Origin of the sequence: Sphaerisporangium sp. NPDC049002 (assembly GCF_040649355.1) — a bacterium.
Classification (GTDB): Bacteria; Actinomycetota; Actinomycetes; order Streptosporangiales; family Streptosporangiaceae; genus Sphaerisporangium.
The window spans coordinates 1-18,382 of record NZ_JBEZFH010000157.1 but is presented as its reverse complement, the minus strand read 5'-3'; the positions used below and the strand labels follow the sequence as shown (position 1 = coordinate 18,382).

Here is an 18,382-nt window from a genome sequence, read left to right as displayed (position 1 = left end):
CCCGGCGACGGCCGCTTCTGGGAGTCGGCCCGGCGCGTCTCCGACAGGTACATCATCGGGGAAGTCGACCGGTGGATTCGACGAGCCGTACTTGGAGGCGATGATCCGGCGTTCCCCGTTGAGCAGGTGTCCGGGGTCGAACGAGAGGGTCGCACCGTCGGGATACCCGGCGATCAGCACGCACGTACCCCGGGCGGCCAGAGCGCGCGTCGCGAGCGGGAACGCGGGCGGCGCACTGCTGGTGACGAACGCGTAGTCGGCCCCGCCGCCGGTGATCTCAAGGACGCGCGCGACGGCGTCGTCCTCGGTCGCGTCCACACAATGCGTGGCGCCGAGCGACATGAGCGCGGGAAACTTGGCGGGCACCACGTCGACGGCCACGATCGGGTACGCGCCGGCCAGGGCGCCCGCGTGCAGCGCGCTGATGCCGACCCCGCCACATCCGACCACCGCCATGCTCTCGCCGGCCCGTACACGCGCGGTGTTGCGCACCGCGCCCACCCCGGTGGCGCCGGCACACCCGATCAGCGCGGCCAGGTCCAGCGGGATCCGCGGGTCGACGGTGACCACGGCGCGTTCGTTCAGCACGGTCAGCGGCGCGTTGGTCGCCGGCCCGTAATGGAAGACCTCCGCGCCGTCGATGTGGAACCGGGTGGCGCCGTCGGCCATCCGGCCCAGCGGCGGCTGGGCGGCGCACAGGGCGGGCGCTCCCTGCCTGCAGGTGCGGCACCGGTCACAGCCGGGGGCCCAGGAAACGATGACATGGTCGCCCTCGGCCACCGACGTGACGCCGGGGCCGACCGATTCGACCACTCCTGCCCCCTCATCGCCCAGCACGATCGGCATCGGGATCCCCGCGTGCTGGCCGTTCATCGCGTACAGGCAGCTGTGGCAGACCCCGGAGGCCGCCATCCGTACCCGTACCTCGCCCGCGCGGGGTTCGTCGACGTCCAGCTCGACGACGCGGTGCGGGGTACGTGCTTGGAACAGCACCGGTGTTGCTACGCGCATCGGGTTCCTCCTCCATTGGTCATCCGGCGGCCGGCCCGGACAGGTGGATCTTCACTTCGGCGCCGGTGGCCGCCGCGCGCAGCGCGTCCGGCGCGTCGCCGACCGGACGTACCGAGGTGACGAGCCGGTCGACCGGCGCTCCGGCGCTGATGAGCCTCTCGGCCGCGGTGAAGTCGTCCGGCAGGTACATGGCCGAGCCGGCGATACGGATCTCCTGGTCCTGGATGGTCTCGATGGCGACCTCCAAGGGCCCGTGACCCACGCCCACCACGACCACGCTGCCACCGCGACCCGACAGCGAGATCGCGGCGCCCAGCGAGCCCGCGGTCGCCACGCAGTCGAAGACCACGTCCGGCCGGCCCCCCAGAGCGTCGGCGAGTTCGGCTTCCACCGCCGGGCCGGCCGCGTCCAAGGCCGCCACCGCGCCCAGCCGGGTGGCCAGCGCCCGCTTGCCCGCGACCGGGTCGGTGACGGCCACCGCACCGGCGCCCGCGTCGAGCGCCCCGAGCAGCACGCACTGCCCGATCGTGCCGCCACCCAGCACGGCGACCGTGCATCCGTCGAGCCGGCCGCCGTGCCCGGCCGCCATGCCGACGGCGTGCACCGCGGTGGCCAGCGGCTCGGTCATCGCGGCCGCCGCCAGGGAGACACCGGCGGGTACGGGCGCGAGCGCGGCCTGCGGGACCGCGAAGAAGTCGGCGAACGCGCCGGGCCGATGCGACCCGATCCCGACCAGGTCGGCGCACAGGTTCTGCCGGCCGCGCCGGCAGTAGAAGCATCGCCCGCAGTACAGGGCCGGGCGGAGGTAGACGGCGTCGCCCACCGCGTGCCCGGTCGTGCCGGGACCGGCCTCGGCCACGACACCGGACGCCTCGTGGCCCGGCGGGATCGGGTAGGGCAGCCATGGATGTCCGCGCCGCAGCGTGTGCAGGTCCGAGCCGCAGATTCCGGCGTAGGCCATGCGCACCAGGACCTCACCCGCCGCCGGCCGGGGGATCGGCACCTCGCGCACCTCGACCCGTTCCGGCCCTGTGATCCACACCTGCCGCATGCTCATAGGTCACCGCTCCTTTTCTCGACCGCTCCGAACAGGTAACCGGCGACGCCTCGCCTGCCGACGTCGAGCAGGTAGACCGACCCGCCGCGAGATGGGTCGGCGTCGTCCGCGGCGGTGGTCACCGCGAGCAGATCGAGGCCGCGTCCGGCGAAGGCGCACGAGGTGACGTTGCGGTCGGGCAGCTCGACCCGCCCGGTCGGCGTGCCGTCGGCGCGCAGCCGTACCAGGCAGCCCGCACCCCAGACGGCGAGCCACAGGTCGGCCCGCGCGTCCACGGCGAGGCCGTCCGGAATGCCGTCCGCGCGCGGCACACGGGCGATGACCTCAGGCGCCCCAACCCCGCCGTCGCGGTCGAACGCGGCGCGGGACACGGTTCCGTCGCCGCTGTCGACGAAGAACAACAGATCGCCACGCGGGCTCCAGGCGATGCCGTTGCCGTGGCTGATTCCGGTCCAGTGCGGGAACAGCTCGCCGGTCGGGTCTACCGACCACAGCGCGCCGGCACCCGGCAGGTCCGGACAGACCGTACCGGCCCAGAGCCGGCCGTCCGGGCCGGCCTTCGCGTCGTTGAACCGCTCCCCGGGGGGCCGGCCGGGGAGCCGCGCCAGCACGGTGGACGGCACGCCCGGCCCATCCGCACGGCGCAGGACCTGGTCGTCGACGGTGAGCACCAGCCCGCCGTCGGTCTCGGCGGCGACCGCGCTGACCACCCCGGCCGCGACGGGCCAGCGTTCGTGCCCGCCGGGGCGCAGGGCGTGCAGCTCGCCGCGTACCGCGTCGACCCAGCGCAGGCCCGCGGCCTCGGACATCCACAGCGGGCTCTCGGCCAGCTCGCACCGGCTGTCGACGACCCGTACGGAACGCGCGGGGAGGCGGGGGAGGCCGTCCAGCTCCATCAGGACTCCGGAGGCAGGCAGGCGATCACCCGTACCGCGCCCCGCAGCCGCAGCGGTCCGGCCGCGGCGGGGACGACCAGCGTCTGCCCGCACTCGATCGGCGTCCGGCCGCCTTCCCAGGACAGCGTTCCGGCGCCGCCGGTGACGACGAGGACGGAGAAGCCGGTGACCGGCAACTCCTGCTCCTCGGTGCACTCCGCCTGCCACGCGCGGAAGTAGGCGTCGGCGTCAACGGGGAAGAGGCTGCGCAGCCGGCCACCCGAGGAGGAGTGGAGGTCACGGGGCGCGGGTGTCAGCTCGTCGAGCCGGTCGGCATAGCCACCCAGGTCGAAGCAGGTCAGCGCGAGGTCCCAGCCCAGTCCGAGCGTCGCCGGCTCCGGCCCCACCCCGAACGCGTCGTGCTCGGCGAGCACCGAGAACGACGTCGGCTCCTGCAGTTCGGTCACCAGCACTCCGGCACCGATGGCGTGCGGCAGCCCGGCGGGTACGTAGAAGACCTGGCCGGCGGTCACCGGAAGCTCGTTCATCGCGGCGAGCATCGCGGTGCTGTCCTGGCGGGCGACCCAGCCCCGCATCTGTTCGGCGTCGACGTGGTCACGCATGCCGAGCCAGACGCGGGCGCCGGGCGCGGCGGCCAGCACGATCCACCCCTCGGTCTTGCCGAACCGGCTGCCCAGGTGCGCCTGGGCGAAGGCACGCGTCGGGTGGCAGTGCACCGGCAGCCGTTCGCCTGCGTCGAGCAGCTTGACCAGCAGGCCGGTCTCCGTCCCGTTAGCGGCGGCGAACTCCGGCCCCAGCCAGGCTTGCGGGTTCGCCGCCACCAGCTCGCGCAGCGAGCCGTGTTCGGTACGCGAGACCCCGGTGTCCGGGGGATACCCGGGCGGCAAAAGCGCGGCGGGCAGGGCGGACAGCGATCCGACCCAATCCTCGGGCCCGGTGGCGCGGGAACCGCCGCCGCGGAACGCGCTGATCCGCTCGCCGCCCGAGTAGTAGACCGGTACCCGGTTGTCCTCCAGCAGCAGCGGGGCCGGTGCGTTGTTCATCGATCGCCTCCTGACTGGGCCGCGTCGTCGAGGGGGTAGAGCGGTCGTGGCGCGCGACGGAATTCGAGGTAGTCGAGCCGGGGCGTGCTGGCACCCGGCAGGTCGAGCAGGATCGCGCCGGCGTGAAGACCCCGGAATCCGGCCCGGTACATGGTGGCCGAGCGGACCACGACGGCGTCCGCGTCCGCTGGTTCGAGCCCGGCGTGCCGGTATCCGGCGGGGTCGAAGGTCGGTGCCGGGCGCTCGGTCACCAACACCACCAGGCCTTCGCCGGTGTCCACGGTGGCCCAGCGACCCATGGAGACGGGCTGGCCGGTCATGGAGTCACCGGTCAGGATGACCGGTTCGGTACCCAGCCGCCGCACGGTCCCGGCCAGCGGTGCCGGCGTGGACCACCGGGCGTCCAGGGTCGCGCCCACCGCGGTGTCGACCGCGCCACCGGGGCCCGCCGCGAAACACGCGGCCACCGCCGGGGCGTCCACCACCGTCGCGTACGCCCGCAGGCCTCTGCCGTGCTCCAGCAGTGCGGCGATCACGGCGGCGCTGTCGGCGGTGGCTCCCGCGGTGGGCGAGTCCGCGGACTGGACCAGCAGCACCGGCCCCAGCCGGGTACGCGAGCGCGCCTGGCGGATGGCCTCGGCGACCGGTACCGGTTCCACCGCGAACCCGGCCCGGTCGTGCCATGCCTCGCCGGCGATCCGCTCGGCGACCGCGCCGGCCGCGGAAGCGGCTCCGGGGGAGCCGTTGTGCGTGACCGTGACCCCGAACCCCAGCTCGGGCACGTCCAGCCAGGGCTGCACAGGGAACAGTGACACGTCGAGGATCGGCCCGCCGGTGGCCGTGTCGGCGATCGCGCGCAACCGCGCCATCGGCGGGTCGGACAGGGCCTGCGACTCGGCGGGCACGAGCATGGGCCGCTTGGCCAGGACCGTGCCCGGCCGCAGCCCGTCGACCGCCGCACGTAGCGCGAGGTCGGCGGCGCGCCGTCCGGTGTCGCCCTGGTCCACGTGCGGGTAGGTGTGGAAGCCCACCAGCGCGTCGGCGGCGCGCACGATCCGCAGGGTCACGTTGGCGTGCAGGTCGTGCGTCACGATCAGCGGAACGCCGGGCGCGAGCACCGCCCGCGTGCTCTCGGCCAGCGCGGCGTCGGCGGCGGCCTCGCCGTCGGCGACCAGCGCGCCGTGCAGGCAGAGCACCAGCGCGTCGACCGGTCCGGCGGCGACCAGGCCGTCGAGCAGCAGGCGTCGCAGTGAGGTGAAGCCGTCTCCGTCGAGGACACCGCCGGACATCGCCCAGGCCCGCATGATCGGCACCGGCCGGGCTCCTGCCTCCTCGATCCGCTGGACCGCGCCGGCGAGCTCGGTGTTGGTGCCGGCCGACCGGTCCGCGGCTTCGGTGCCGAGCCAGAGTCCCTGCGCCACGAAGTCGTCCAATGTGGACGGTCGCGGGGAGAAGGTGTTGGTCTCCTGGATGAGACTCGCGACGGCGATCCTGACCGGCATCAGTGCATCACCCAGCCACCATCGACGACCAGCAGCTGCCCGGTCACGAAGGACGCGTCGTCACCGAGCAGAAAGCTCGCCGCCGCCGCCACGTCGGCCGGTTCGCCTCGCCGGCGCAGCGCCTGGACCGCCGACATGGCCTCGGCCAGCTCGGCTTCGTCGCCGTACACGGACTCCGCCGGGGTACGGATCGCACCGGGCGCGATGGCATTGACCCGCACCCCGTCAGGACCGGACTCCCGGGCCAGGGCCCGGGCCAGCCCGATCAGGGCGGCCTTGGACGTCACGTAGTGCAGGTTCCCGGTACGGCCGAGCAGCGGCGTGACCGACGACATCACCACCACCGCACCGTGGCCACTGCCGGCCAGGTCCGGGTAGGCGGCCTGAACGCACAGGAAGGCACCGGTGACGTTGACCGCGAGCACCCGTGACCAGTCCTCGGCGGTGAGCCCGCGCCAGTCGCTCCGCGCGGCCACCGAGACCGCCGCGTTGCACACCAGCGCCGATATCGGCCCGAGCCGGTCGCGCGCCGTGTTCACCAGGTCCTCGACCTGGCCGGGGTCGGACACGTCGGCGGGGATCGCGGCGGCCCGGCCACCGGCGGAGCCGATCCGCCGGACCAGCGCTTCGGCGGTGGTCTCCTCGCCGGCCGACGGGTGGTAGTTCACCGCGACCGCCGCTCCGTCGGCGGCCAGCCGCAGCGCGATCCGCCGCCCGATGCCGCCCGCGGCCCCGGTCACCACGGCCACCCGGCCGGCCAATGGCCTCGCCGCCATCAGAACCTCGGGAACTTGGCGCGGAACCCGGGCTGCGCGGAATCGGCGAACTCGCTGCCCTCACCGGCCTTGCGGTGATATTCGGCGTAGAACCGCAACTTGTCCTGGTCGATCTCCACGCCGAGTCCGGGGCCGGTCGGCACCGGGATCCGCCCGTCGCGGAAGGTGAACGGAGTGGTGATGATGTCGTCGGCCTGTTCTGGCAGGTGGGAGTCGATGGCGTGGCTGACCATCGTCTCCGCGGCCGCGACGTGCAGCACCGCGGCGGTGGAGATGCCCAGCTCGCGGTCGCTGTGCAGGCTCATCCCGAGGTTGAACGTCTCGCACACCTTCGCCAGTTGCAGCACCGAGCTGGGGCCGCCCCAGAAGTGGACGTCGCCGAGGATCACGTCGACCGCGCGCGACCGTACCGACAGCGGGATCTGCTCGAAGGTGACGCAGCACATGTTGGTGGCCAGCGGGACGGGGGTGCGCTCCCGCACCAGCGACATCCCCTCGATCCCCCAGGTCGGATCCTCGCAGAACTCCAGGCTGTAGTCGGCCAGCTCGTTGAGCACCCGGATGCTGGTCTGCACCGACCACACCGCGTTGGGATCGATCCGCAGGTACCGCAGCCGCGAACCGAGCCGCTCGCGCATCATCCGGACCGACTCGATCTCCTGGTCCGGATGCAGCACCCCGTTCTTGAACTTGATGTCGCGGAAGCCGTAGGTGTCGAACAGCTCCTCGGCGTGGTCGACGGCGTCCTCGGGGTGGTCCCCGTTGCCGATCTCGCCCGCGGAGGCGTAGCGGTAGAAGACGTACGCGGCGAACTCCACCTGTTCGGTTTCGATGCCACCCCACAGGTCTCCGCACCGCTTGCCCAGGGCCTTGCCGACCAAGTCCCAGCAGGCCATCTCGACCGCGGCGCCGGCCAGCTTCGCGGCGCCCACCAGCGCCAGCTGCTCGCTGGTCATCCGGAAGACGCTGAAGCGGCGGGTGATCCGCCACACCTCCATCGGATCGACTCCGATGAACAGGTCGCGGTGCAGCATGAGGGCGCGCACCACCTCCTCGCCACCCCGGGTCTCGCCGATGCCGACCAGCCCCTCGTCGGTGATGAGCTCGACGATGGTACGGGTGGTGGAAACCTCGACGCCGAAGGACCAGCGCAGCGGGCGGCGCAGCGGCACGGTCACCGGGGTGGCCCGAATGTCGACGATCTTCAAGAGACGGTCCTTCCTGGTCCGGAGTCGGTCAGCACCGCGCGGACCGCGTCGAGGGTGGCGTCTACATGGCTGTCCTCGTGCGCGGCGGACACGAACCAGGTGCCTCTGGGCAGCACCCGCACGCCGTGGCGCAGCAGCGCCGCCGCGAAGTCGGCGTACCGGGCGTTGTCGGCCTGCTGCGCCTCGCGATAGTCGCGCGGTCGCACGGTGCCGAACCGCACCTGGAACACGGCCGGATAGCCGACGATCCGCGCGTCCACCCCCGCGTCGGCGAACTCCTTGCTCAGCCCCGCCATCAGCCGGGTGCCGGTCGGGTCGATCCGCCGGTACGGCGTGCCGTTCCGGATCTCGGTCAGGGTGGCGAGCGTGGCGGCCATCGCGACGGACTGGGTGTTGTACGTGCCGCCGTGCAGCACCCGCCGATCGGCGATCAGGTTCATGTACCGCCGCCGGCCCACCACCGCGGCCACCGGGAACCCGCTGGCCAGTGCCTTGCCGAGGATGGTCAGGTCGGGCAGCACGCCGAGCAGTTGCTGCGCGCCGCCCGGGGCCACCCGGAAACCGGTGATCACCTCGTCGAAGATGAGCACGGTACCCGCCGCGTCGCAGGCCTCGCGGACCGCTTCGAGGTATCCCGGAACCGGGAGGATACCGGCGTTGTTGAACATGACCGGCTCCATGATGACGGCGGCCACGTCGCCGGAGGCGAGCCGCTCGCGTAGCGCGCCGGCGTCGTTCCAGGGCAGTACGGAGACGTTCGGGTCGGGGATCTGGCCGGCCGATCCGGGTACCGGTACCGGCGCCTCGGGCGGGCCGGCGGAGGAGAGGTCGGGTGCCACGCTCCACAGGACATTGTCGAACCAGCCGTGGTAGTGGCCCTCGAACTTGACCACCGCCGAGCGCCCGGTGGCCGCCCGCGCCACCCGCAGCGCGGCCTGTACCGCCTCGCTGCCGGAGACCGAGAAGCGCACCAGCTCGGCGGAGGGCACCAGTTCCACGAGCAGTCGCGCGGCGGCGTACTCCAGGTCGGTCTGCCCGGCGACGAGGATGCTGCGGTCGAGCTGCGCCCGCGCGGCCTCCACGACGGCCGGCGGCCGGTGCCCGAGCAGCATCGGCCCCATGCCGAGGAAGTAGTCGATCAGCCGGTTGCCGTCGGCATCGGTCAGGATCGGCCCGTCCGCCGACGCGAAGACCAGCGGATGGGGGCGGACTCCGAGCCGGAAGGCGCTGTTCACCCCACCCGCGACCACCGCGGAGGCCTGGTCGACCCGTGCTCGTGACTCGTCGAATTCCATCGGTCTCTCCTTCACCAGGTCGTCCACCCTCCGTCGACCACCAGGCTCTGCCCGGTGACGAAGGAGGAAGAGGGAGCCGCGAGGAACAGGACGGCCGAGCGCAGTTCCCGGTCGGTGCCGAGCCGGCGCATCGGGGTGCCGTCGGACAGCGCCGCGATCACCTCGGGCCGTAGCGCGTCGTCGTTGGCGGGGCTGGGGAACATTCCGGGGCACAGCGCGTTGACCGTCACCCCGGTAGGCGCCACCTCGGCGGCCAGGAATCTGGTCATCCCGATGACGGCGTGCTTGCTGGCGAAGTAGGACGCGATGTCCAGGCCGAGGCCCGGATATCGGGAGGCGTCCCCGGCGACCAGCCCGTACACCGAGGCGACGTTGATCACCCGGCCCCAGCCGCGTTCGATCATGCCGGGTACGAACCGCTGGCAGAGCCAGAACGGCGCCTCCACGTTGAGCGTCATGATCCGGCGCCACTCCTCGGAGCGGACCTCCTGCCAGGGTGTCCGGTGCGCCAGTCCCGCGTTGTTGACCAGCACGTCGATCTCGCCGGCGGAGGCGACCAGGGCGTCCACGTCGGCGGGTTCTGTCACGTCGGCGCGGATCGGCCGGACCGTACCCCGGTCGGCCAGCTCGTCGGCGGTGCGCCGCAGCGGTTCCAGCCGGCGCCCGCAGATGACCACGCTGGCGCCCGCGTCCACGAACGCCTCGGTCATCTGCCGCCCGAGCCCGTCCCCGCCACCGGTGACCAGCACCCGGCGCCCTGTCAGGTCGAAGTCGTCCATCGCCATGTCACTTCCCCGACCTGGCGGCGGAGCCGTCGACGTCGACGTCCTCCAGGCCGGCCATCAGATGCAGCAGCCGTGTATGGGTTATCCGGTCGACCGAGTCGTCGTAGACCACCCGGCCCAGCCGCAGCACCACCACCCGGTCCGCGACCGCGAACACGGTGCGGATGTCGTGGCTGATCAGGATCACCCCGGCGCCGTTCTCGGCCGCCTGCCGGGCGATGCGCAGCACGTTGCGGGTCTGCGTGACGCCCAGCGCCGCGGTGGGCTCGTCCAGGATGACCAGTTTGACGTTGTCCTTCATGGCCCGGGCGATCGCGACCGACTGGCGCTGGCCGCCGGACAGCCGTCCCACCGACCGGTTCATGTCGGTCAGCGTGATGCCCAGGGACGCCAGCCGCGTCCTGGTCCGGGCGACCGCGCCGGCGTCGTCGCGTACCGGGATCACACCGAACATCCGGCGCCTGGGTTCGTCGCCCAAGATCATGTTGTGTGCCACCCCCAGATTCGGGCAGACCGCCAGATCCTGGTGCACCGTCTCGATGCCGGCGCGGCGGGCGTCGATCGGGCCGCTGAACTCGACCGGCCGCCCCTCCAGCTCGATACGGCCGGCGTCCGGCTTGTAGACGCCCGAGACGAGTTTGATCAGCGTCGACTTGCCGGCGCCGTTGTCACCGACGATGCAGACGACCTCGCCGCCGCGCACCGAGAACGTGCCGTCGCGCAGTGCGTACACCGGCCCGAACCGGCGGGACAGGCCGGTCGTGGCGAGCACCACCTCGCCCGGCTCACGGGTCCGCGGCACACCCAGGCCGTACTCGTCGTCGGCGTCCGTGGGCGGTGACCCGCCCGCCGCCACCGGCTCGCCCGCCTCGGTGGGCGTGTCGGTGCGCGCCGAACGCGCCCGCCTGTGCTCGGCGATCTGGTCGGCGCCGAGGGCCAGCAGCAGCACCAGCCCCTTGCTGATCTGCTGCCACCAGTCCGCGAGCCCCGCGAAGATCAGACCGGAGCTGAGGATGCCGATGGTGGCGACGCCGACGAAGACTCCGGCCGGGTGCCCGCTGCCGCCGGCGAACCCGACGCCGCCGAGGATGACGGCGGTGAGCACGTCCAGCTCGAAGGCGATGCCGATCTGCGGGGTGCCGCTGCCCAGCCGGGCGGTGGTCAGCACCGCGACGACCCCCATCAACAGCCCGTTGAGCACGTACAGCCTGACGACCAGCCAGTCGACGTCTATCCCGGTCAGCCGGGCCGCCTGCTGGTTGCCGCCGATGGCGAACAAGCGCAGGCCGGTGGCCGTGCGCAGCAGCCAGAAGCCGCCGGCGACGAAGACGACCGTGGCGATGATGACCGGCAGCGGAACGCTGTCGATCCGGGCCCGGCCGAGGAAGATGAAGGCGTCGGAGAAGCCGAACACCGACTTGCCCTCACTGACCAGGTACGCCAGTCCCTTGAAGACCGCCATGGTGCCCAGCGTCACGATGAGCGGCGAGATCTTCATGTACTTCACGAGGATCCCGTTGATCAGGCCTAGAATCAGCCCGGCGACCAGCCCGGCCAGCACCGCGCCCCAGACGTTGCCCTGGTCCTGGGCGAAGCGCGCGGTGACCACCGAGATGAGCGCGTACTGGCCGCCGACCGACAGGTCGACATGGCCCGAGACGACCAGGAACATCGCCCCAACCGCCGCGATCGCTATCGCGGAGATGTTCATCAGAATCGTGAGGCCGTTGGAGACCGTGAAGAAGTTGTCGTAGGCGAATCCGAAGTAGGCCACCAGGAAGACGCAGAGCAGGGCCAGCCCGTTACGTCGGCTGGGCTCGCCGGGTACCAGATAGCGGCGGTTCGCCACCACGGAACTGATCGACAAAACGCACCCCTCAGGCGACGGGTCAGGCGGCGTAGTTGATGAACTGGTCACGTTCCTGGTAGCGGATGGTGCCCAGGAGGGTGAAGTACGTGGCGGCGTTCTTCCAGGTGTCGGCCACCGCCTTCATGTCGGCCTGGTACTTGTCGATGGACTCGGCCGAGTTGAGCTCGATGGCGTTGAACTGCATGACCTGGGGGATCGGCTTGCCCTCCATCCAGTCCGCCGCGAACTGGCCCCAGGCGTAGCCCATCAGCGGGTAGGCGAAGGCGAAGCTGGCCTTGTACGCCCCGCCCTTGCGGATCTCGGCCAGTGCCTGCTCGTCACCGTCGATCCCGGACAGGTACATCTCCGGCCGGTCCTTGCCCGCGGCCTGCAGCGCCGACAGCGCGCCCAGGCAGAACGTGTCGCCACCGAGGATCACGTCGACCTCGGGGTGGGCCTGCAGGATGGTGTTCATCGCCTTGAAGCCGCCGTCCTGCGTGAGGGCCGGTGGCTGGACGTCGGAGACGATCTTCATGCCGGGTCCCGCGGTCTTCAGACCGTCCAGGACGCCCTGGTGCCGGGCCTTGAGCACTTCGATGGTGTCGAGGTTGAAGTAGACGACGTTGGCCTTGCCGCCCAGCTTCTCGGTGATGTACTTGGCGGCCGCCAGCCCCTGCGTGTTCCCGACCTTGTACTGGTCGGCGACGGCCTGCGAGGTGCTCGGCGGGGTCACCAGTGACAGTACGGCCGCGCCCGCCTCGATCGCGCGCTTCATCAGCGGCCCCTGGGCGTTGGCGTCCAGCGGCTGGATGCACAGCGCGCCGATGCCGCGCTGCAGGAAGGTCTCGATCTGCTCGATGTTCTTGGCCGAGTCGTCGTTGGCGATCGCCGTCACGAACTCCAGCCCGCGCGAGGTGGCCGCCAGCTCGATGGATCGCGTGATCTGCAGGAAGAACTCGGCGTCGGAGGTGTTGGCCCAGGCGATCCGCTTCGGGATCGAGGGCTTCTCACCCGCCGCGCCGCCGAACTGGAACGGCGCGAGCGTCTTCTTCTCGGTGAGGCCGTTGCCGATCGCCTTCTTCGCGGCACCCGACCCCGAGCTCGCCCCCGAGTTCGGCTCCGAGCCCGAGCCGCTGTCGACCGAGCACGCGCTGAGCAGTGGCGCGCCGAGGGCGACGCCGGCTCCGGTGATGACGCTGAGGCGCAACAAGTCGCGCCGGTTGATCTGGCCCAGGCCCTTGATTCGGTCAGGCATTGTGCTACCCCTCAGGGTTAGTCCGCTATGCGGACTCTTGTTCTGCTATGCGGACCAAGCTAGGAATGCCGTGGACGGTCTGTCAATCACTCGGCGGGTCGCGACCTGCGACTGGTACCGAGTTGTGACCAGGCGGTTCGCGGAAGCCCGTCACGATCTCAGCCCGGCGGCCACCGCGTCCTCCCAGGCCGGATTCCGTTCCAGTGGGTAGAGCGGCGCCGGGCGCGACCGGTAGTCGAGCTGATCGAGCGCGGCCGGGCAGTAGCCCGGAGTGCGGACGTAGACGGTCCGCGCCGCGTAGCCGGCGAACGCGGCCTTCCAGGCGATCGCCCCCTTGGCGACGATCGCGCTGGCGGCCCGCGGCGCGATGCCCAGTGCGCGCAGGTGATCGTCGTCGAAGGGGACCACCCGGTTCTCGGTCAGGACGATCGTCCCGATCGACGCCTCGATCACCGCCACCCGGCCCATCTCCACCCGCTGGCCGCGCATGTACGAACCGGTGCGCAGGTAGGACACCGGGCCGAAACGGCGGACCGGCCCGGACGCGCGGAACGGCGGACCCATCGCCGGATCACTGTGGCCGCCCACCCACAGCTCCATCCGGTCGGCGGACCGCGCGTGGGCCACGGCGACCGAGGCCGGGTCCCAGATGACCGCGACGGCGCCTGAGACACCGGCCTGGTCCAACGCGTGGAGCAGCGCCGTGCCGTCGCCCGGCGAGCCGCCGCCCACGTTGTCCGCGACGTCGACGAGCACGGTGGGCCCCAGCCCTCGGGTGGCGGCGACCGCGGCCACCGCGTCGGCCGGGCTCGCCAGTCGCGCGGAGAAGGCGTCGCGCTCCCGCCACACGTGGGCGGCCAGTTCCCGGGCGCGCGGCGCCGCGTGCGTCTCCGCCGCGAGGTACACCGCGAACCCGAGCCGGCCGCTCTCGGCATAGGCGAACCCGGGTAGCGCGCTGGCGGCCCAGACGCCGGGCTCCTCGCGCAACCGCTCGGTCGCGTCGAGGATGGACCGCATCGGCTCGGCCACGTCCTCCTGTGCCGGAGGCACGGTGAGCAGCGGAAGCTTCTCCAGATGCCGCGCGGGACGGCGCCCCGCCCGCGACGGGCGCAGCAGGCGCAGTACGGCCGTCATCGCCTCCGCGCCGCGCTCGGCCATGTCGACGTGCGGATAGGTCCGGTAGCCGACCAGGATGTTGGTGATCTTGGGCAGAGCCGCGCCGACGTTGGCGTGGTAGTCCAGCGTGGCTCCGATCGGGATGTCGCCGACGACCGCGCGCAGCGCCGTGACGATCTCCGCCTCGGGGTCCGGATGCCCCTCGACCACCATCGCGCCGTGCAGGGACAGCACCAGACCGTCGAGTGGCAGCTGGGCACGGGCGTTGGCGACCAGCCGGCGCAGCATCGACTCGAACGCGTGGGACAGCACCATGCCGGCGGGCAGGGCGGCGCCGAAGAGCAGCCCTACCGGGCGTGCCGACCGCTGCCGGGCGGCGTCGATGGCCCCGCCCAGCTCGGTCCCCGTACCGCGCAGCGAGGCCACCAGCTCCGGCCCCTCGAACAACTGATAACGGCGGAAGTCCGCCAGCGTGGTGGGTTCGGGAGTGAAAGTGTTCGTCTCCTGCCAGACTCCGCCCAGTCCGATCCGTACAGTCATGGCTTTGCCCTTCCGATCACCGTGTTGTACGATAAGCGAAATCTAGTTCCGCATGCCGTACTTGACAACGACTGGACGGCCAATCCTGAAGGGAGCGAGTCGGTACCGGTGACCAGCGAACGACGTTCCGACGAAGTTGGAGTCCTCGTCAAGGCACTCGACATCCTCGACCGGATGGCGACCGACGCGCCTTGCACCGTGGCACATCTGTGCCAGCAGACCGGGATCACAAAGCCTGCCGCGTACCGGATCCTCAAGACCCTCGACCAGCACGGATACGTGGTGCGCGACGAGGTCCGCCGCGAGTACTCGCTCGGCCCCGCGCTCTACGGCCTGAGCCGGGCGGCACGGAACTCCACCGACCTGGTGCGGCTGGCTCGCCCGGCCATGCAGTCGCTCAGCGAAGAGTTCAGCGAGACCGTCAACCTCGGCGTGGTCAGCCATGGCCAGGTGCTCTACCTCGACGCGCTGGAGAGCGTGCAGCGGCTGCGCACGACGGTGCAGATCGCGCTGCGCGACAAGGTGCACACGACGGCACTGGGTAAGGCGATCCTCGCCAGGCTGCCCGAACAGGAGGCCCGCGAGCAGCTCGCCGAGGCCGACTGGTCACCGCTCACCCCCAACACCATCGGCTCGGCCGACGCGCTGCTCGCGAAGCTCGCGACCTTCCGCCACCTCGGTTACGCCGTTGACGACGAGGAGAACGAGGTCGGCTCCCGCTGCGTGGCCGCGCCCATCCTGGACGGCGAGGACCGGCCGGTCGCCGCGATCAGCATCTCCGCGCCCACCTCGCGGATGACCGACGAGACCTTGGCCAAGGTGGGGCGGCGCTTGGCCGAGGTGTGCGCGGAGCTCGGCAACGCGCTCGCGTGATCCCCGGAGGGAGGCCCCATTGGCTTTCGACCTGTGGCTGCACGGTGCCACCGTGCTGGACGGCACCGGCGCGCCGCCGCGCCGGCTCGACATCGGCGTGACGTCGGACCGGATCACTCACCTCGAACCGCCGCGAGCCTCCCAGGTGGAAGACACGACGGCCGCCGAGACGGTCGACCTGACCGGGCTCACCCTCGCCCCAGGCTTCATCGACATCCACACCCATTCGGATGTCAGCCTGCTCCTCGACTCGCGGGGCGAGAGCAAGGCGCTGCAGGGCGTGACCACCGAGGTGGTCGGCAACTGCGGGTACTCGGCGTTCCCGGTGCATCCGGCCCGCCGCCACCTGCTGACCGACCACCTCGCACGACTGGGCGACGGCCCCGCCCCGGTCACCTGGACCGACTTCGACGGGTACGCCGAGGCGCTGACCGACGCGCGACCGGCCATCAACGTCGCCGTGCTCGCCGGGCACGGCGCGCTGCGGATCGCCGCGATGGACGACCCGTACGGGAGGGCCACCGCCGAAGACGTCGCGCGCATGCGGCGCCTGCTCGACGCGGTCCTCGCGGCCGGAGCGTTCGGCCTGTCCACCGGGCTCACCCACACGCCGTCCTCGCTCGGCGACCCCGGCGAGGTGGCCGCGCTGGTCGAGATCTGCGCCCGGCACGACGCCGTCTACGCCACCCACGCCCGGGCCTCGGCGGGCCGGGAACTGGAGGCCGTCGACGAAGCCGTCGAAACGGCCCGGCTGACCGGCGGGCGACTGCAGTTCTCCCACCTCGCGCTGAACGATCCGGCGTACTGGGGCCGCGCCGCCGACGCGCTCGCCCGCTTCGACGCCGCCAGGGCGCAGGGTCTCGACGTGGCCTTCGACGTCTACCCCTACGCCGCCTCCTCCTCGGCGATGGTGCAGTACCTGCCGGAGTGGGTGCAGGAGGGTGGCAGTGCCGCACTGCGCCGCCACCGCACCGACGACGCGTGGCGGCAGCGCGCGCTTCGCGACATCCGCACCGGCTTCTTCGGCGGCATCCCCTGGCACTGGGACCGCATCGTGATCACCGCCGCCGGACCGCACGACGACCTGCCCGGCAGCTCGATCGCCGAGGTCGCCCGGCGCCGGAGGCAGCCGCCCGAGGAGGTGTTGCTCGATCTGTGCGTCGAGCTGGGCAGCGCCGCCCAGGTGGTACTGCACTACCGCACCGAGGCCGACATGACCGCGTTCCTCGCGCATCCCCTTTCGATCGTGGGCTCGGATGGCAACGCGTTGCCGCTGCGTGCCGGCGCCGGCCAGCCGCACCCGCGGGCCTACGGGACGAACGCCCGGGTACTGGGGCGTTACGTCCGCGAGCTCGGCCTGCTGTCGCTGCCCGACGCGGTACACAAGATGTCGGCCGCCCCGGCGGCCCGGCTCGGCCTGCGCGACCGCGGGCGGATCCGCCCGGGATTCGTCGCGGACCTGGTGGCGTTCGACTCGGCCGTGGTCGCTGATCGGGCCACCTTCGAAGAGCCCCGGCAGGCGCCGGTCGGGGTCGCGCTGACCGTGGTCGGGGGGCAGATCGTCGTCCGGGATGGTGTGGTCCGCACCGCCCGCCCGGGAAAGGTGTTACGCCATGCTTGATGAGCCGAAGGTGCGGCCCGCGAAAGGGCTGCCCGACATCGCCGACCCGCGCGGAGCCCAGCTCTTCGACGGCACGTTCCCCCTGCCCACCGCCGTGCTGCTCCGGGACGAGCTTGAGCACAACGTCGCCACCATGGCCGCCTACTGCGCGGCCCACGACGTGCTGCTGGCCCCGCACGGCAAGACGACGATGTGCCCGCAGATCATCGAACGGCAGCTCGCCGCCGGGGCCTGGGCGATCAGCGTGGCGACCGCGTGGCAGGCACGGACGGTGGCGGACATGGGCGTGCGCCGCCTTCTGCTGGCCAACCCCGTCGTCGACCACGGCTCGCTCCGGCTCCTCAACGGGCTGCTGACCGGCTACGACGACCTCGAACTTTACTGCTACGCCGATTCGCCGACCGCACTGCGCGCTCTGGAGGCCGGCATCGACGCGAGCCGGCACGGCCGGCTGCGGGTCCTCGTCGAAATCGGGGTGGCCGGTGGCCGTACGGGTCTGCGCGACGACGGCGACGCGCTCGCCCTGGCCCGCCAGACAGCGGCGGGACCGATGGCGATGGCCGGATTCTCCGCCTTTGAGGGCATCCTGCATGGGGCCGACCTGGACGGCACCCTGGATCTGGTCGACCGGCTCCTCGACCGGCTGTCCGGCGTGGCTCGTAGCGCGTACGCGGACGGGCTGCTCGACGCGGGATCACCACCGATCGTCACCGTGGGCGGCAGCGCCTACTTCGACCGAGTGGTGCGGCGGCTGCCGGCGGCCCTCGGCGGCACGCCCTACCAGACCGTGCTGCGCAGCGGGTGCTATGTCACCCATGACGCCGGCGGCTACGACGCGACCTCGCCGTTCGGCGCCCGGCCACGCGCCCCGTACCGGCTCCGCCAAGCGCTGCTGGTCTGGGCGCCGGTGCTGTCGCGCCCCGAGCCGACGCTGGTGGTGGCCGGGCTCGGCCGCCGGGATGCCTCGGCGGACGACGGACTGCCGGTCCCTCGCATGGTGCGCGACCGCACCGGGCGGATCACCGATCTCAACGGCGAGATAAAGGTGACCGCGGTCAACGACCAGCACGCCTATCTCGCCGTACCGGCCGGCCGCCCGCTCGCGGTGGGCGACCTCATCGCCTTCGGCATCTCCCACCCGTGCACGACGTTCGACAAGTGGCGCGTCATCCCGGTGGTCGACGCCGGCTGCACGGTGACCGAATTGGCGTACACCCGGTTCTGATCTCGAACCAGCGGAACGATCTCAGACGATAGGAAGCGTGTCACCCGCCCTCGGGGCTTCTATACCGCGACGGCACTGGCCGCCGAGGCGGACAACGGCGGCACGGTCGCGAACGTGACCCTCACCTTGGTGGGCTCGGATTTCAACAACAACGTCTACCGCGAGCGCACCAGGACCGGCACCTACGACAACCCCTTCAACTGAGCCGTCCTGATCCATGGCGCGCGCCCCGGCCGGCGGCGGTTCTGCCGTGGGCCCCTCCGCCTGGGAGGTGGCGCTGTCGGTCGCCCTGGAGGTCGGCGTCGCCGCGGGCATCTCCGCCGGGCTGGC

Annotated in this window: 15 protein-coding genes; 3 read left to right on the top strand and 12 right to left on the bottom strand. The window is 72.0% G+C overall.

Annotated features, from left to right (window positions below; all coding sequences use genetic code 11):
- The 12 genes from AB0B89_RS26115 to AB0B89_RS26060 form a co-directional block, all read right to left on the bottom strand.
- Positions 1 to 1,011 (bottom strand): alcohol dehydrogenase catalytic domain-containing protein (locus AB0B89_RS26115; RefSeq protein WP_358558007.1); only part of this gene is annotated, 1,011 nt, incomplete at its 3' end.
- Positions 1,012 to 1,030: 19 nt separating this feature from the next.
- Positions 1,031 to 2,068, bottom strand: a complete 1,038-nt coding sequence (locus AB0B89_RS26110; RefSeq protein WP_358558004.1) for an alcohol dehydrogenase catalytic domain-containing protein — start codon at positions 2,066 to 2,068, stop codon at positions 1,031 to 1,033.
- On the bottom strand, positions 2,065 to 2,964 hold the full coding sequence (locus AB0B89_RS26105; RefSeq protein WP_358558001.1) for an SMP-30/gluconolactonase/LRE family protein: 900 nt from the start codon (positions 2,962 to 2,964) through the stop codon (positions 2,065 to 2,067). The genes AB0B89_RS26110 and AB0B89_RS26105 overlap by 4 nt, the downstream gene beginning before the upstream one ends.
- Positions 2,964 to 4,007, bottom strand: coding sequence for a mannose-6-phosphate isomerase (locus AB0B89_RS26100; RefSeq protein ID WP_358557998.1), 1,044 nt, complete (start codon positions 4,005 to 4,007; stop codon positions 2,964 to 2,966). The genes AB0B89_RS26105 and AB0B89_RS26100 overlap by 1 nt, the downstream gene beginning before the upstream one ends.
- On the bottom strand, positions 4,004 to 5,509 hold the full coding sequence (locus AB0B89_RS26095; protein ID WP_358557995.1) for a M81 family metallopeptidase: 1,506 nt from the start codon (positions 5,507 to 5,509) through the stop codon (positions 4,004 to 4,006). The genes AB0B89_RS26100 and AB0B89_RS26095 overlap by 4 nt, the downstream gene beginning before the upstream one ends.
- A complete protein-coding gene (locus tag AB0B89_RS26090; protein WP_358557992.1) occupies positions 5,509 to 6,285 on the bottom strand; it encodes an SDR family oxidoreductase in 777 nt (258 codons plus the stop codon). The genes AB0B89_RS26095 and AB0B89_RS26090 overlap by 1 nt, the downstream gene beginning before the upstream one ends.
- Positions 6,285 to 7,493 (bottom strand): enolase C-terminal domain-like protein, encoded by a 1,209-nt coding sequence (locus tag AB0B89_RS26085; protein WP_358557989.1) that lies wholly within the window; start codon positions 7,491 to 7,493, stop codon positions 6,285 to 6,287. The genes AB0B89_RS26090 and AB0B89_RS26085 overlap by 1 nt, the downstream gene beginning before the upstream one ends.
- Positions 7,490 to 8,788 carry an aspartate aminotransferase family protein gene (locus AB0B89_RS26080; protein ID WP_358557986.1) on the bottom strand — a complete coding sequence of 433 codons (1,299 nt, stop codon included), beginning with the start codon at positions 8,786 to 8,788 and terminating at the stop codon, positions 7,490 to 7,492. Before AB0B89_RS26080 ends, AB0B89_RS26085 begins: the two co-directional genes overlap by 4 nt.
- Before the next feature lie 11 nt (positions 8,789 to 8,799).
- Complete coding sequence (locus AB0B89_RS26075) at positions 8,800 to 9,573, bottom strand: SDR family NAD(P)-dependent oxidoreductase (protein WP_358557983.1); 774 nt, start codon at positions 9,571 to 9,573, stop codon at positions 8,800 to 8,802.
- A gap of 1 nt (position 9,574) precedes the next feature.
- Positions 9,575 to 11,440: an ATP-binding cassette domain-containing protein gene (locus AB0B89_RS26070; protein WP_358557980.1), complete on the bottom strand. Its 1,866-nt coding sequence runs from the start codon at positions 11,438 to 11,440 to the stop codon at positions 9,575 to 9,577.
- Positions 11,441 to 11,462: 22 nt separating this feature from the next.
- Complete coding sequence (locus tag AB0B89_RS26065; protein WP_358557977.1) at positions 11,463 to 12,677, bottom strand: sugar ABC transporter substrate-binding protein; 1,215 nt, start codon at positions 12,675 to 12,677, stop codon at positions 11,463 to 11,465.
- 150 nt (positions 12,678 to 12,827) lie between these two features.
- On the bottom strand, positions 12,828 to 14,333 hold the full coding sequence (locus tag AB0B89_RS26060) for a M81 family metallopeptidase (protein ID WP_358557974.1): 1,506 nt from the start codon (positions 14,331 to 14,333) through the stop codon (positions 12,828 to 12,830).
- Positions 14,334 to 14,441: 108 nt separating this feature from the next.
- Between AB0B89_RS26060 and AB0B89_RS26055 the strand changes: the two genes are divergently transcribed.
- Genes AB0B89_RS26055 through AB0B89_RS26045 form a run of 3 tightly spaced genes read left to right on the top strand, consistent with a single transcriptional unit; the run spans position 14,442 to position 18,052 of the window.
- On the top strand, positions 14,442 to 15,206 hold the full coding sequence (locus AB0B89_RS26055; RefSeq protein ID WP_358557971.1) for an IclR family transcriptional regulator: 765 nt from the start codon (positions 14,442 to 14,444) through the stop codon (positions 15,204 to 15,206).
- Between the two features lie 19 nt (positions 15,207 to 15,225).
- Positions 15,226 to 16,827, top strand: a complete 1,602-nt coding sequence (locus AB0B89_RS26050; RefSeq protein ID WP_358557968.1) for a D-aminoacylase — start codon at positions 15,226 to 15,228, stop codon at positions 16,825 to 16,827.
- Positions 16,820 to 18,052, top strand: a complete 1,233-nt coding sequence (locus tag AB0B89_RS26045; RefSeq protein WP_358557965.1) for a hypothetical protein — start codon at positions 16,820 to 16,822, stop codon at positions 18,050 to 18,052. Before AB0B89_RS26050 ends, AB0B89_RS26045 begins: the two co-directional genes overlap by 8 nt.
- Positions 18,053 to 18,382: the final 330 nt, after the last annotated feature.